Genomic DNA, 14,506 nt, shown 5'->3' on the forward strand with positions numbered 1-14,506 from the left:
GATTATGCTGTTTTAACTTTTAGACGTTTCATTCTACGTTTTACATTACCTTGTACTACGTAATGATCAATAGTTGGCGCAAATACATTCATTAATAGAATAGCTAACATTACACCTTCTGGATAAGCTGGATTAAATACACGTATCATGATTGAAATAAATCCAATTAAAAACCCATAAATCCATTTTCCTTTATTGGTTTGAGATGCTGTTACAGGATCTGTTGCCATATATACTGTACCAAATGCAAATCCACCAATTAGTAGGTGCATCCAGAACTCTGTATTCATTAATGCGTAAAATTTACTTGATTCTGAAATCCATCCTTGAGCAACAACTCCATTAAATATTAATCCCATTACTATTGCTCCTAATACAGAAGATATCATGATTCTCCAACTTCCTATTTTAGCAAACACTAAAAACAATGCTCCTAATAAAATAAGTAGTGTAGATGTTTCTCCAACAGAACCAGGAATAAAGCCATAAAACATATCCCAAGCATCATAAACTACACTTTTATTTTGTGCTAAACTACCTAAAATTGTTTCTCCAGAAATGGCATCAGGTTGACCTGTTTTTGCTACAGCTTCGTGTACCCAAACTTTATCTCCAGACATCCATGTTGGATATGCAAAGAATAAAAATGCACGTATTGTTAATGCTGGATTTAAGATATTCATACCTGTTCCTCCAAATACTTCTTTACCAATTACAACACCAAAAATAACTGCTACTGCAAGCATCCATAACGGAATATCTACAGGTACAATTAATGGTACTAACATACCTGTTACTAAGTATCCTTCTTCTACTTCGTGACCTTTAATTACTGCAAAAATAAATTCGACAATAAGACCAACTCCATAAGATACTATTACTAATGGTAATACAGTCCAAGCTCCAACAACAAAATTGTCCCATGTTAGGAAGTTTCCAAATAAAGATACTTCTGTTGCCAATCCTTTTGCTGCATCTATAGCTGCATAATGCTGGTAACCTGCGTTAAAAATTCCAAAAATCAAACAAGGTACCATTGCCATAATAACAATGTTCATGGTACGCTTTAAATCGTCTGCTGCCTTGATATGAGTTCCATTATGAGTGGTCTCATTTGGCAAGTATAAAAAAGTATGAATAGCGTTAAACGCTGGAGCCATCTTGGTTCCTTTATACTTTTCTTTTAAGTTGTGTAAATTACTTTTTAAACCCATTATCCTATTTCTTTAAGCATTAAGTCTAGTCCTTCTCTAATAATCTTTTGATGTGGTTGTTTAGATACACAAACAAATTCTGTTAAAGCAAAATCCTCTGGTGCAACCTCATACATTCCTAAAGCTTCCATTTCATCTAAATCTTTATACATACATGCTTTTAAGATTTGCATCGGGAAAATATCTAAAGGAAATACTTTTTCATAACCACCTGTTAATACAAATGCACGATGTTCTCCGTTTGTATTAGTGTTTAAGTCAAACTTTTTGTTTGGTGTTAACCAAGAAAAAGTTAATGCTCTAGAAGCAGACACTTTATTAAAAATTGGTTTATTCCAACCAAAAAATTCATAATCGTCTCCTTCAGGTATTACAGTAATTGTATTACTGTAATAGTCTAAATAACCATCTGGTTTTACTTGTTTTCCGGATAATACATTACCAGAAATAATACGATCATTACCTTCTTTATCCACACCATTATCATAAACCATAGTTGCTATTTCGCTTCCTAGTTTAGTTTTGAAATAACGTGGTTTTTTAACAGACGATCCAACTAGAGCAACAATACGTTCTGGATTAAATTGTCCAGTTAATAATAAGTCTCCAATAATAACAAGATCTTGGGCATTTACTGTCCAAACAACCTCTCCTTTATTTATAGGATCTATTTTATTAATCTGTGTTCCAACATTACCTGAAGGATGTGGACCAGATACTTTATGTAAAGTAACATCTTGTAATCCTGCTAATGGCGAATTACCATTTTTACCAACACTTACATGTACTTGACCATCCGTCAACTTACTTAAAGCAGTGACAGCAGCTTGAAGTTGTGCTTCTTTACCTTGTAACACATAATCTAAATCTGCTACTAAAGGTGCACTTGCATAAGCAGAAATAAATATTGCTTTAGGTTGACTGTCAGGATTAGCAATCACATCGTAAGGACGTTGCTTAACAAAAGCCCAACATCCAGACTCTAGTAATCGTGCTTTAATATCTTCAGCTTTAGCTGAATTTACATCTAGCTTACCAAAATCATGAAACGATTGTTCCTTGTCTGCTTGAATTTTTACTGATAAAATTTTTCTTTTTTCACCTCTTGCTATCTCTAAAATCTGACCTGATACAGGAGAAACAAACTTAATTGCTTCATTTGACTTATTATAAAAAACAGGTTGACCTGCTTTTACTTTTTCGCCTTCTTTTACAGTTAATTTTGGAATAACTTGATGAAAATCTTCTGGTCTAATTGAATAATAATTGCTAATAATAGCATTCTCGGTAGCCTTTTCGGCTTCTCCTACTAATTTAATATCCAGACCCTTTTTAATCTTAATGTCGTTTGACATATTATAAATCTATATGGTTAATAGTTATACTGATTGTGATTTTTATAGGCTTAAAAATCCGTGCAAATTTAAGAATAAATAGATAATTAATTCATAAATAATAAAGAAAAACTTTTAGGCACAGATTTTGTTTATATTTGTTATACAAAACCGCTTGTAAATGCTTAAAAACATTAAACATTTTATCTTATTTTTTTTAATGACTTCTTTTTGTTTTTCTCAAACTGAAGAAATTATTCCACCAGATTATATTAAATCTATCTATTTTAATGGAGGAACAACTGAGAGTCAACTTCCAATAATTCCGTTAGGACAATCTCTAACTTTAGAGTTTGATGCCTTAAATGGAGATGAGGAAGATTATTATTACGAAATCAAACATTACAATTTTGATTGGACACCTTCTATTCTAGTAGAATCTGAATATCTTGAAGGTTTTGATGAGCAACGTATTAGAAACTATGAAAACTCTTTTAACACACTACAAACTTTTTCGCATTATAAATTAAGTATCCCAAATCAATATACTAGAAGCATTAAATTGACTGGAAATTATATCATTACAATTTATGACGATTATGACGAAGTGATTTTTAGCAGGAAATTTATGGTATATGAGCAACAAGCTAATGTTGGTGTACAAATTAGACGCTCTAGAGATGTAGAACAAATAGACAAAAAACAATCTGTAGACATTGCAATCTCCTCTGGACAAATTCAATTTGTTAATCCTAAAGAAACTGTCAAAACAGTAATTATCCAGAATAACAATTTAAAAACAGCTATTACTAACCTAAAACCTCAGTATATTTTGGGTAACGAGTTGAGTTATAGATATAATGAAAAGTCTAGCTTTTTTGGAGGAAATGAATTTTTAAGCTTTGAAAACAAAGAAATCAGAGCAGCAAATTATGGTGTGCAATATATACGTCTAGACGATTTGTATCAATCTTATTTATACACTAACACCTCTAGAGCTGATAAAGAATATACTTACAACCCAGACATTAACGGAAACTTTTTTATTACTGCTTTAAACGTTGACAAACCTGAAACCGAAGCTGACTATGCTTGGGTTCATTTTGCATTAGAATATCCAAAATTAGAAGACGGTCAAACTATTCATGTTTATGGTAATTTCAATAATTATGAGATTGAAGACCAAACCCAATTAGAATATTATGAAGAAGAAGGCGTTTATAGTATAGCAATACAACTAAAACAAGGGTTTTACAATTATAAATACGCTATAGTAAATAAAGACAATACAATAGACGAACATGCTATTGGAGGTAGTTTTTGGCAAACCGAAAACAACTATAAGGTCCTAGTTTATTACAGAGAATTAGGTGCTAGATATGATAAAATCATAGGTCTAGGTGAAAAAAACGCAGTAGGAATAACAAATTAAACGTTAAAATTTACTTTACACCTATAAATGAATACGTTATAAAAAGATAATTTATTATTTTTACAACAAGTAAACTGCTTAAAAGAATGGTACAACAGGTTACAAGAGGCATAAAAATTTCGGTAGAAACTAATTTTGAAGGTACATTTTATAAAAACTATAAAATCAACTTTGCATTTGGCTATAAAGTTACTATTGAAAACCAAAGTAAAGACTCTGTCCAACTTAATGCCAGACATTGGACAATATACGACGCCTTAAACGACACCGAAATTGTAGCAGGAGAAGGTGTTATTGGTAAAAAACCGGTTTTAAAACCTGGCGAGTCCCATACTTATTCTTCCGGTTGCTTATTAACGTCTCCTTTTGGAGCAATGATAGGACATTACAGCATGGTAAACTTTACTACAACTAAAAAGTTTAACGTGACTATTCCTTCTTTTAAACTTAGTGCACCATTTGCTTTAAATTAAGTTAACAAAATACATCTTACATTTCTTTTTAAATTGATTTTTTATTATAAAAATTAATACAATTTTACAATTTATCACTCGATAATAACCCAACAAAAAATCGTAACTTTGTGTTTTATTTTTCAAACTTAAAATACAACATATATCATGGGAAAAGGATTTTTCAATGTACCAATTGCTGTTAACGAACCAGTAAGAGATTATGCTCCTGGTTGTCCGCATCGCGAAGCTATATCAGAAGCATATAAAACCATGTACAATAGCAATTTAGATGTGCCAATGTACATTAACGGAAAGGATGTTACAACTGGAAACACCAGAACAATGTCTCCTCCACACGACCATAAGCATATTGTTGGTCAATATCATTTAGCAGAAAAATCTCATGTTGACGATGCCATTTCTACAGCTCTTGAAGCAAGAAAAAGTTGGTCTCAAGTACCTTGGCAAGATCGTGCTGCTATCTTTTTAAAAGCTGCAGAATTAATTGCTGAACCATACAGAGCAAGAATAAATGCTGCAACAATGATGGCGCAATCAAAAACTATCCATCAAGCAGAAATTGATGCTTCTTGCGAGTTTATAGATTTCTTACGTTTTAACGTGCAGTTTATGACAGATATGTATCATGAGCAACCAGAAAGTACAAGTGGAGCTTGGAATAAAATTGAATACCGTCCACTAGAAGGTTTTGTTTACGCAGTATCTCCATTTAACTTTACAGCTATTGCTGGTAATTTACCAGCATGTATGGCAATGATGGGTAATGTTGTTGTATGGAAACCTAGTGATTCTCAAGTCTATTCTGCAAAAGTAATTATGGATGTTTTTGAAGAAGCTGGTGTACCTGCTGGTGTTATTAATGTTGTATTTGGTGATCCAGTAATGATAACCAATACTGTATTAGCAAGTCCAGATTTTTCAGGTTTACACTTTACAGGTTCTACATTTATTTTTAAAGAATTATGGAAACAAATAGGAAACAATATTCATAACTACAAAACATACCCTAAAATTGTTGGAGAAACTGGTGGTAAAGACTTTATTGTTGCGCACAAATCTGCAAATCCTAAACAAGTAGCGACTGCTATTTCTAGAGGTGCTTTTGAGTTTCAAGGTCAAAAATGTAGTGCAGCATCTAGAGCTTATATCTCAAAAAGTATCTGGAACGAAGTAAAAGAACTAGTTATTAAAGATGTCAATTCTTTTAAAATAGGATCTCCAGAAGATATGGGCAATTTTATAACAGCTGTTATCCATGAAGGTTCTTTTGATAAATTGGCTAAATATTTAGACCAAGCAAAAGCAGATAAAGATGCAGACATTATTGTTGGTGGTGGTTACGATAAAAGCAAAGGTTATTTTATAGAACCTACTGTAATTGTAACTAACGATCCAAAATACACAACTATGTGTGACGAGTTATTTGGACCTGTTATTACCATTTATGTTTTTGATGATGATAAATACTCTGAAACTTTACAACTTGTAGATCAAACTAGTGATTATGCTTTAACAGGAGCTGTACTTGCCCAAGACAGATATGCTGTTATTGAAGCGACTAAAGCTTTAGAGAATTGTGCTGGAAACTTCTATATTAATGATAAACCAACAGGTGCTGTTGTAGGACAACAACCGTTTGGAGGTGCAAGAGGTTCTGGAACAAATGATAAAGCTGGAAGTATTTTAAACTTACAACGTTGGGTGTCTCCAAGAATGATTAAAGAAACATTTGTAACTCCTACAGATTACAGATATCCTTTTTTAGGAGAGTAAAATTAAAACCTTTTTAAAACAAAAAACGCGAACCAAATGGTTCGCGTTTTTTTATAGTAATAAAACTGTTTTAGTCGAAGTCTTTATCTTCTCCTAAATTAGCTTTTTGAACATTGATTACTTGATTATTTGCACCAACCACAAATGCTACTAGTTCTAATTTGTTTGTATCCTGAACACTTGCAGGAACTGTCATTGATAAGTTAGCAGTATATGTATCTCCAGCTTCAGTATCAGACGAAGGGATAGCATCTCCTAAAACATCGGTAAATACTGCTCTAGCTGTATGATCATGAACAAAACCTACTATTGGGTTACCAGCCTGATACCATGGACTTGAAGAATCGCCATTATAATAGTTTACCTGATTATATACTAATCCATTCTCTAATAAATAAACCACTAATTTTTGCTCATCTTCTTCTCCTAAGTCATAGTGTACTTTAACTTCTGCATTTATAGTATTTCCAGATAAAGTAGAATTTATAGCTAAACCAAGTTTTTGTTTAGTACTTAACATTCCTATTGGTTGACTTGTTGATTCATTCCAAGTAATAACTCTATTTACTTTTCCTGTAGGGAATCCAGTTACACCAAATGTACTTTCTAATAAATTAGCATATTGAAATAACATTTCATTATCATCATGTATTGCTACTGGAACTACATTAGCATTCATATTAACTGTATTTTCTAATGCAGTTGCTAATCTTGGACAATAGCCACACCATGTACCAGTATAATCTTCTATCATCACTTTAGTAGTATGAGTAGATTCTGCAGCAAGAAGAGACACTGTATTTGATTGATCATCTCCTACCTTAGCATAAATCTCAACTGTACCAGCTGTTGTTGGATTGAAAGTTGTACCAGTAATTGCTGTACCATCAACATAAAATGTCGAACTAGCTGTTAAGTTTTGAAACGTTTGATCTTTAACAGTAAAATTAACACCTTCTCCAACCCATACCTGATCAGTATTAAGTGTTAAAGTAAGAGTTGTAGTTGATCCTGAACCTCCTGTTCCGCCAGTTCCACCTGTTCCTCCCGTTCCTCCCGTTCCTCCATCAGAAGAACCACTATCATCAGAACCACACGAAAAAGCAAAAACCACAAAGGTTGCTAATAATAATTCTTTTAAAATACTTTTAATTTTCATAATTGGTATAAGTTTTGTTAATAATTAATGAATAGTCTTATCTTGCATTTTTTTTAAGATGTTGCAATTTATAATTAATTTATTAAAATAATCGACAAAAAAAGTACTAATTTTATCAATATTTAACATTTAATACTCAAAAAATGAAAAAATTCCTTTATTTACTAGTTTTTACAATAAGCTTTAACTTATCAGCTCAAGATGCTTTACCTACAAGTGAAATCAAAACTCTTGATGGAGAATCTACTACACTAAAAAGCATTGCTGATGACAACGATTTAATAGTTGTTTCTTTATGGGCAACCTGGTGTGTGCCATGTAAAAATGAATTAGATGCTATAAATGATGTATATACAGATTGGCAAGATGAAACAAATGTTAAACTATATGCTATTTCTGTAGATGATTCAAGAACAGTAAGTAGAGTAAAACCTTTAGTTAATGGAAAAGCCTGGGATTTTACCATATTATTAGACACTAATAATGACCTTAAAAGAGAATTAGGAGCATCTACTGTACCATTAACCTTATTAATAAAGGACGGAAAAATTGTTTACAGACATTCTGGTTACACTCCAGGATCTGAAGATGATTTATATGAAGAAATTAAGAAGCACTCTTAAACAACTAACTAACCACCAAATATGAAAAAAATCGCAATTTTAATTGTGCTAATACTACCTATATTAAGTTTAGCTCAAGACAATAAAGAAGAAGAGAAATCTACATTTAAAAAAATACTAAATAACCTAACTGGTAGTTTAGAAACTAATGCGCAATGGTACATAAACGATAATGTTTTAGGAGATTTTGAAGACCCAATTGCTGAATTTGATTTAAAAAACGAACACATTAGAATAAATAGTTACTTACGTTTAGATTATAGTTTTTTAGACAATTTTACTGTTGGGATACAAGCAGAAAGTTATGAACCTTTACCATTAATAAATTACTATCCAGAATATAATGATACAAGAATAGCAACTTACTACGCTAATTTTAGAAATAAAAAACTAGATATAACCGCAGGTTATTTTTATGAGCAATTTGGTAACGGTCTATTATTACGTGCTTTTGAAGAAAGACAATTAGGATTAAACACTGCTTTAAGAGGAGGACGAATTAAGTACACACCAACAAATTATTTAAATATTACTGGATTATATGGACAACAACGTGTTGGTTTTGATGTTTCTGAAAGTGATATTTTTGGATTTGACACAAATATTAATTTAGCTGAAGGGTTAGGAATTAAAGGTGTAAGCAGTCTTAATTTAGGATTAAGTTATGTTGGTAAAAAAGAAGATTTTACTCCTCCAGTAGATGAGTTTGACCCAACCAATACATTTGACACAACAGACTTCCCAGAGATGATTAACTCTTACGCTCTTAGATTAGATGCTGACTTTGGTAATGTTTATTTTAAAACAGAATACGCTATTAAAGGTGAAGATGTATCTTTTATACCTCAATCTCTTGCAGGAGGAGGAAATTTAATTGAAGGAAAATACTTTGATGGAAATGCACTTTTGTTAACCTTAGGTTATACAAAAAAGGGATTAGGTGTAACATCTACATTTAGACGTATGGAAAACATGGTATCTACTGCAGAACGTGACGCAAAAAGTATTAATTCTACCGAGTTTCAATTTAACATGCAAAACTTAAATTACTTACCAACTTTAACAAAGCAACAGGATTATTCTTTAGCAAATATTTACATCTATAATGCGCAACCTGCATTATATATCCAAAATTTTGGAGGTCAAGCTGGTGAAATAGGAAATACATTAGATGTCTTTTATAACTTTAAAAAGGGATCTACTTTAGGTGGTAAATACGGAACAAAATTTACAGCTAACTTATCATATTGGGCATTATTAGATGCTACATTTGATCAAGCTGAATCTTCTTATGACGCAGAATTTTTAAAATTTGGTAAGCGTTTAAATAGAGATTTTAATTTTGAAGTTAGAAAAAAACATTCTAAAAACTGGTCTTCTATATTTACATATATAAATACGATAGTTGACAAAGGTGTTGCCTTAGGAGGACCACTTGGAGAAGAAGACATTAAATCTCAAGTTGCAATTGTAGATGTAACACATAAATTAGGTAGTGGTAGATCTGTAAGAGTTGAAGGTCAACATTTATGGGCGAAAAAAGATAGAAAAAACTGGGTTGGTGGAACTTTAGAGTATGTTGCTAGTAGAAATTTAGCATTTTACGTCACAGACATTTATGACTATGGTAATGATAACGAGTTTAGTACAGAAACAAAAGCCCATTATTACAATGTAGGAGGTAGTTATACTAAAGGAGCAACACGTATTGCTTTAAATTACGGAAGACAACGTGGTGGACTATTATGTGTTGGTGGTGTTTGTAGAATTGTTCCAGAAAATACTGGATTAACATTAAACCTAAGTACAGCTTTTTAATTATTAGCTTTTATTAATATTAAAAACCTGAAAGTAAATACTTTCAGGTTTTTTTTATTTGTATTTTGTATATTTATACATCAACCAAACCATATCATGAAAACTAACTATTTGATTTTATTCTTTTTATTTATTTATTTAAGTATAAACGCACAAAATAAAAAGCTTCAAAAATTAGACAGAACACAATTAGAAACATCAGTTTTAATTCCTACTTCTATAATTTTTAATATTGACGACTTTCAGAATAATACAAATAGTGTGTATTCATTTAAACAAGCTTTTAAAATAATTAGTCAAAACGATTTTGAAAGCAGATTTAATAACTTAAATTTACTTAACTCTAAAAACTTGGTGTTAGAGAAAATTATTCCACTTGCAGTATTACATTCAGATTATTCAACCATCCTACCAGAAGCTTTTACAGATGGAAGATTAACTGTAGATGCTGATCAAAATTTAATAAATGTATCAGGCTCAAATTCAATTTACAAAAAAAGCACATTATCTATTTGCGCACCATTAACCTCAAATCACAAAGGGTTAACCACAAAATTTATTCTTTCTGAAGATCAAATTTTTAATACTACAAGTAAAACGATTTCAAAAATTGAAATTGATTTTGGAGATAACTCTGGATATAAAACAATATCTATCAACACACCAATTTCTATATCTTATTCTGAAGCTGGAAACAAAACGATAAAAACAAAAATAACACTATCAAATTATCAAATTTTTGAAAGTTATTCAACTTTAAAAATTAGTAATTCTGCTGAAGATTTAAACGCTAATTTTAATCGTGCAGTTACCACATTTAACTCTACTATTGCACCAAATCTGACACCTTACGGAATTAATAATGATGTTGGTACTGGAGAATACGATGTGTTTTTAAGCAGTGATAACATATTAGACAAACCTATTTTTGTAATTGATGGTTTTGATCCAGGAGATACAAGAGACATCTTAAGTATTTACGATTTATTAAACTTTGACAATAACGGAACAGTTTCTAACCTTGGTGATCAAATGAGACTAGAAGGTTTTGATATTGTGGTTTTAAACTTTCCGGTTTATACTAGAGCTTCTGACAATGTAATAATTGATGGTGGAGCGGATTTTATTGAACGTAATGCAATGTTGCTAATAGAGTTAATAAACACTATTAATTCGCAAAAAGTAGGCACAGAAAAAAACGTTATTATTGGGCCAAGTATGGGAGGATTAATATCTAGATATGCATTAAACTATATGGAAAATCAAAATACAGATCATGACACACGTTTATGGATTAGTTTTGATTCACCACACCAAGGTGCTAATGTTCCAATTGGGTTTCAACACTTATTTAACTATATGGCTTTTGGTCTAGACCTAGGTGGTTTAGTTGGTGACCAAAGTATTGTTGCTGTACAACCCTTAATTAATGATTTTTTAAAATCTGCAGCAGCTAGACAAATGCTTACTGATCAATTTGAATCACATTTAGCTAACGGAAGCAACGTTGCTTTTGATAACAATTTAAAGCTTCCAATAACACATCCTTATCATGATATATTTTTTAATGGATTAAATAGTTTAACACCTTCTGGTTATCCGGAAAACTTAAGAAAAATAAGCATGATAAATGGTAGCGGTATCAACGCAAGGTATCCAGACAAAACAAACAATTCTATATTACCAGACAGACAAGTCTTGGATGTCACTATTCCTGATGTAGCATTATTAACTGATGCTACTTTTAAATCAAGGTTTACACCAACTGCTGGTAATACAAACCAGATAAGTTATTTATATATTGATGCGCCTTTTATATGTTTTTGCGATTTAACTGCAAGTGCAAATGGAGAAGCATTTAGTTATACAGATGGTATTGATGCAGCTTCAGGAGGTTTATTTGATATTGGTGCTTTATCTGGTAGTTTTGGTACAGACCCTTTAATTAATACTTTTTTTGGTGCTTTAGAGATCGATTACTTCAATTTTATACCTAGTGTAAGTAGTATGGCTTTAGAAATAACAAACAACCAAGTTAATTGGTATCACACACCAAATAACCTTATTACTGCAAGAGCTATAAACGATGTTACACCTTTTGATAATTGGTACATGCCAGATGCTAATGAGGCACATGTAACATTAACTCAAGCTAATGTAGCTTTTGCAATTGACGAAATAAATCCGCCAACTTTAAACGCTGTTACTTTTAATGACAACATAATTAGTATTTTACAAAACCCGGTAAAAGAAACTATAAAAATTAGAAGTACAAAAAATTACTCAAATGCCATTATTACATTAATAGATGTTTCTGGAAAAACAATTTTAAAGACTACAAAAGATATTTCTGAAAACACAGAAATACCTATTAAACTAGCTAGTGGTTTGTACTTACTTGACATTTCTCGTTTAGAGAGTTCAATTGCTCGATTTAAAATAGTAGTAAAATAAAATCTACTTTTTAAGCTCTAATTTTTCGGCAAAATAGTCGCAAAAATCTTTCATTGTTGCTGTCATTTTTTCGTCTTGAGTTGCTCTATTAAAGGTATCACTCATTGCTACTAATGTTTGATGAAAAAATATTTTCATCTCATCTACAGGCATATCCTTTGTCCATAAATCTATGCGTAAAGACTCTTTAGCAGCACTATCCCAAACGGATAACATCATAGCTTTAGCTTCTGCATTTGTAATGCCTCCATCTTGAGCTGTCCAATTTAGTTTTTCCGGAACTTTGTTCTCATCTAACTTAACTTTTAGTGTAATTTCTGAGGTATTATTAGCCATTATTGTCTTGGTTTATATTTTGCTTTATTAAAAATAATTTGTGCTGGTGTATTTAGTAACTCGTTTAAAGTTACATCGTTATTTGCTATGTAAGCTCTTACAATTTGCCAACCAACAAATTGTCCAACTTTACCTGGTGATTCATTATCAATTTCTGCTAGATAAAATTTAGAAAAAGGTGCATCGTTTATAAACCTATTAGGCAATTTAGAGTCTGTACTATATAGTAATTCTTTTTCTATAAAGTACTGCCACATTTGCTCTTGATTTACTGTAGCCCAATCTAATTGGTTTTGTGTATAACCTATCTTTTCTGCATCTGTTTTAAACGGAATGATTATATCTTTTATATACAATAGTTTTCCAAAATAAATCATTTCTTCCAACAAGTTTTTTCGTTTTGTATTTAACACTTGCTTTTTAGCATATGCATTAGCTAAGTCAACCACAATTTGCTCTGGCTTCATGTTAGCAACAATATAGGTTTGTAAACCTTCATAAAAAAAATGATCTTTCCCTAAGTAGGTATCTAACTCTACAATTGCAATGGTATCAGTAACTATAACTTTGTTTCTGTAATCGACATCTGAAGTAGTAGTTATAACTCTAGGTGTTTTAAATGAAGGAAAATAATACTTTATATGTTGAAACAATTTTTTGATGTCTTTAGTTTCATTTTTAAGTTCTGGAAACTTTTTAATAGTTTCATTACTTAACTCTAACTGTAAGGTGTCTTTCATTTTACCTAACCAAAAAGCATCATCATATTGTTTTGGAAACATAAATGGAAAAGCTTTTTTAAGCTTTGGTAAATCTTCTGGCTTAGCTTCCGCGAAAGCGATATCAAAACGCTCTAAAGTTACGTCAACATCAATTTTAGCAATGTCGTTTTCTAATGTATTATCGTCTTTGCAAGAAGACAACACAAAAAATAGGGATACAATAAAAATGAATACTCTCATAAAACTTAAGGCCTCTTAATTTTTATTAATAAAGGGTTTACTTTATTTTTGTTTGGCAAAGGTACTATTCTTTGTTTAAAACTCTTTAATTATGCAAACAGAAAAAGTTACAAAACATATTGTAAATTGGTTAAAAGATTATGCTAATAACGCAAAAGTTAATGGTTTTGTTGTTGGAATTTCTGGCGGAATTGATAGTGCTGTAACATCCACATTATGTGCCGAAACTGGTTTAAAAGTTTTATGTATAGAGATGCCTATCCACCAACCTGCAAGTCATGTATCCAGAGGACAGGAGCATATAGAACAACTTAAAAAAAGATACCCAAATGTTGAAGGTATTATCTCTGATTTAACACCTGTTTTTGAAGAATTTAAAACCGAAGTGTCTTTAGATGGTAAACAAGCAGTTGTAGATATGGCTTTAGCAAATACACGTGCACGTTTACGTATGACAACTTTATATTATCATGCTGGTTTACTAGGTTTATTGGTTGCTGGAACAGGAAATAAAGTAGAAGATTTTGGTGTAGGTTTTTACACTAAATATGGAGATGGTGGAGTGGATTTAAGCCCTATTGCAGATTTACTTAAAAGTGAAGTCTATAAAGTTGGAGAGCATTTAAAAGTTCCTGAATCCATAATGAAAGCTGCACCTAGTGATGGACTATTTGGTGATGCACGAAGTGACGAAGACCAGATTGGTGCATCATATCCAGAATTAGAATGGGCAATGAAAATGAAAGATGAAGGTAAAAGTGAAAGTGATTTTTCTGGAAGAGAAAAAGAAGTCTTCAAAATATTTAAACGTTACAATTCCAGCAATTTACATAAAATGAATCCAATACCTGTATGCGAAATCCCTAAAGATTTAATCTAAATGTCATATATATTATAATTTTATTTACCTTTACCACGCTATTAT

The 14,506-nt window shown here is 31.4% G+C and carries 12 protein-coding genes; 7 read left to right on the plus strand and 5 right to left on the minus strand.

The window, feature by feature from the left end; all coding sequences use genetic code 11:
* Window positions 1-2 precede the first annotated feature (2 nt).
* On the minus strand, window positions 3-1,214 hold the full coding sequence (locus SJY17_RS01170) for an NADH:ubiquinone reductase (Na(+)-transporting) subunit B (protein WP_397363614.1): 1,212 nt from the start codon (window positions 1,212-1,214) through the stop codon (window positions 3-5).
* Window positions 1,214-2,569: a Na(+)-translocating NADH-quinone reductase subunit A gene (locus tag SJY17_RS01175; protein ID WP_397363615.1), complete on the minus strand. Its 1,356-nt coding sequence runs from the start codon at window positions 2,567-2,569 to the stop codon at window positions 1,214-1,216. Before SJY17_RS01175 ends, SJY17_RS01170 begins: the two co-directional genes overlap by 1 nt.
* 160 nt (window positions 2,570-2,729) lie before the next feature.
* Between SJY17_RS01175 and SJY17_RS01180 the strand changes: the two genes are divergently transcribed.
* The 3 genes from SJY17_RS01180 to pruA all read left to right on the plus strand — a co-directional run bounded on the left by SJY17_RS01180 (window position 2,730) and on the right by pruA (window position 6,229).
* Window positions 2,730-3,980, plus strand: coding sequence for a type IX secretion system plug protein domain-containing protein (locus SJY17_RS01180; RefSeq protein WP_397363616.1), 1,251 nt, complete (start codon window positions 2,730-2,732; stop codon window positions 3,978-3,980).
* A gap of 86 nt (window positions 3,981-4,066) precedes the next feature.
* Window positions 4,067-4,453, plus strand: coding sequence for a Co2+/Mg2+ efflux protein ApaG (apaG, locus tag SJY17_RS01185; RefSeq protein WP_397363617.1), 387 nt, complete (start codon window positions 4,067-4,069; stop codon window positions 4,451-4,453).
* 147 nt (window positions 4,454-4,600) lie between these two features.
* On the plus strand, window positions 4,601-6,229 hold the full coding sequence (pruA, locus tag SJY17_RS01190; RefSeq protein WP_397363618.1) for an L-glutamate gamma-semialdehyde dehydrogenase: 1,629 nt from the start codon (window positions 4,601-4,603) through the stop codon (window positions 6,227-6,229).
* A 70-nt stretch (window positions 6,230-6,299) separates the two neighbouring features.
* On the opposite strand, the gene SJY17_RS01195 is transcribed toward pruA, so the two are convergent.
* On the minus strand, window positions 6,300-7,388 hold the full coding sequence (locus SJY17_RS01195) for an Omp28-related outer membrane protein (protein WP_397363619.1): 1,089 nt from the start codon (window positions 7,386-7,388) through the stop codon (window positions 6,300-6,302).
* A 143-nt stretch (window positions 7,389-7,531) separates the two neighbouring features.
* Here SJY17_RS01195 and SJY17_RS01200 point away from each other — a divergent pair, with 143 nt between their 5' ends.
* From SJY17_RS01200 to SJY17_RS01210, 3 genes are all read left to right on the plus strand, one after another.
* Window positions 7,532-8,011 carry a TlpA family protein disulfide reductase gene (locus SJY17_RS01200; RefSeq protein ID WP_397363620.1) on the plus strand — a complete coding sequence of 160 codons (480 nt, stop codon included), beginning with the start codon at window positions 7,532-7,534 and terminating at the stop codon, window positions 8,009-8,011.
* Window positions 8,012-8,032: 21 nt separating this feature from the next.
* A complete protein-coding gene (locus SJY17_RS01205; RefSeq protein ID WP_397363621.1) occupies window positions 8,033-9,829 on the plus strand; it encodes a DUF6029 family protein in 1,797 nt (598 codons plus the stop codon).
* Between the two features lie 96 nt (window positions 9,830-9,925).
* On the plus strand, window positions 9,926-12,283 hold the full coding sequence (locus SJY17_RS01210) for a T9SS type A sorting domain-containing protein (protein ID WP_397363622.1): 2,358 nt from the start codon (window positions 9,926-9,928) through the stop codon (window positions 12,281-12,283).
* A 3-nt stretch (window positions 12,284-12,286) separates the two neighbouring features.
* Here SJY17_RS01210 and gldC read toward each other — a convergent pair whose 3' ends face one another.
* Together gldC and gldB are read right to left on the minus strand one after the other, a co-directional pair.
* Window positions 12,287-12,619, minus strand: coding sequence for a gliding motility protein GldC (gene gldC, locus SJY17_RS01215; RefSeq protein ID WP_397363623.1), 333 nt, complete (start codon window positions 12,617-12,619; stop codon window positions 12,287-12,289).
* Window positions 12,619-13,581 carry a gliding motility lipoprotein GldB gene (gene gldB, locus SJY17_RS01220; RefSeq protein WP_397363624.1) on the minus strand — a complete coding sequence of 321 codons (963 nt, stop codon included), beginning with the start codon at window positions 13,579-13,581 and terminating at the stop codon, window positions 12,619-12,621. Before gldB ends, gldC begins: the two co-directional genes overlap by 1 nt.
* A 91-nt stretch (window positions 13,582-13,672) precedes the next feature.
* On the opposite strand from gldB, the gene nadE reads away from it, so the two are divergent.
* Window positions 13,673-14,461 carry an NAD(+) synthase gene (nadE, locus tag SJY17_RS01225; RefSeq protein ID WP_397363625.1) on the plus strand — a complete coding sequence of 263 codons (789 nt, stop codon included), beginning with the start codon at window positions 13,673-13,675 and terminating at the stop codon, window positions 14,459-14,461.
* Window positions 14,462-14,506 lie beyond the last annotated feature (45 nt).

The organism is Olleya sp. R77988, from assembly GCF_044594215.1.
Lineage (GTDB): Bacteria > Bacteroidota > Bacteroidia > Flavobacteriales > Flavobacteriaceae > Olleya.

Coding starts and splice junctions, on each gene's coding strand:
- SJY17_RS01170 (WP_397363614.1), bottom strand. CDS start 1,214: ATGGGTTTAAAAAGTAATTTACACAACTTAAAAGAAAAGTATAAAGGA.
- SJY17_RS01175 (WP_397363615.1), bottom strand. CDS start 2,569: ATGTCAAACGACATTAAGATTAAAAAGGGTCTGGATATTAAATTAGTA.
- SJY17_RS01180 (WP_397363616.1), top strand. CDS start 2,730: ATGCTTAAAAACATTAAACATTTTATCTTATTTTTTTTAATGACTTCT.
- apaG (WP_397363617.1), top strand. CDS start 4,067: ATGGTACAACAGGTTACAAGAGGCATAAAAATTTCGGTAGAAACTAAT.
- pruA (WP_397363618.1), top strand. CDS start 4,601: ATGGGAAAAGGATTTTTCAATGTACCAATTGCTGTTAACGAACCAGTA.
- SJY17_RS01195 (WP_397363619.1), bottom strand. CDS start 7,388: ATGAAAATTAAAAGTATTTTAAAAGAATTATTATTAGCAACCTTTGTG.
- SJY17_RS01200 (WP_397363620.1), top strand. CDS start 7,532: ATGAAAAAATTCCTTTATTTACTAGTTTTTACAATAAGCTTTAACTTA.
- SJY17_RS01205 (WP_397363621.1), top strand. CDS start 8,033: ATGAAAAAAATCGCAATTTTAATTGTGCTAATACTACCTATATTAAGT.
- SJY17_RS01210 (WP_397363622.1), top strand. CDS start 9,926: ATGAAAACTAACTATTTGATTTTATTCTTTTTATTTATTTATTTAAGT.
- gldC (WP_397363623.1), bottom strand. CDS start 12,619: ATGGCTAATAATACCTCAGAAATTACACTAAAAGTTAAGTTAGATGAG.
- gldB (WP_397363624.1), bottom strand. CDS start 13,581: ATGAGAGTATTCATTTTTATTGTATCCCTATTTTTTGTGTTGTCTTCT.
- nadE (WP_397363625.1), top strand. CDS start 13,673: ATGCAAACAGAAAAAGTTACAAAACATATTGTAAATTGGTTAAAAGAT.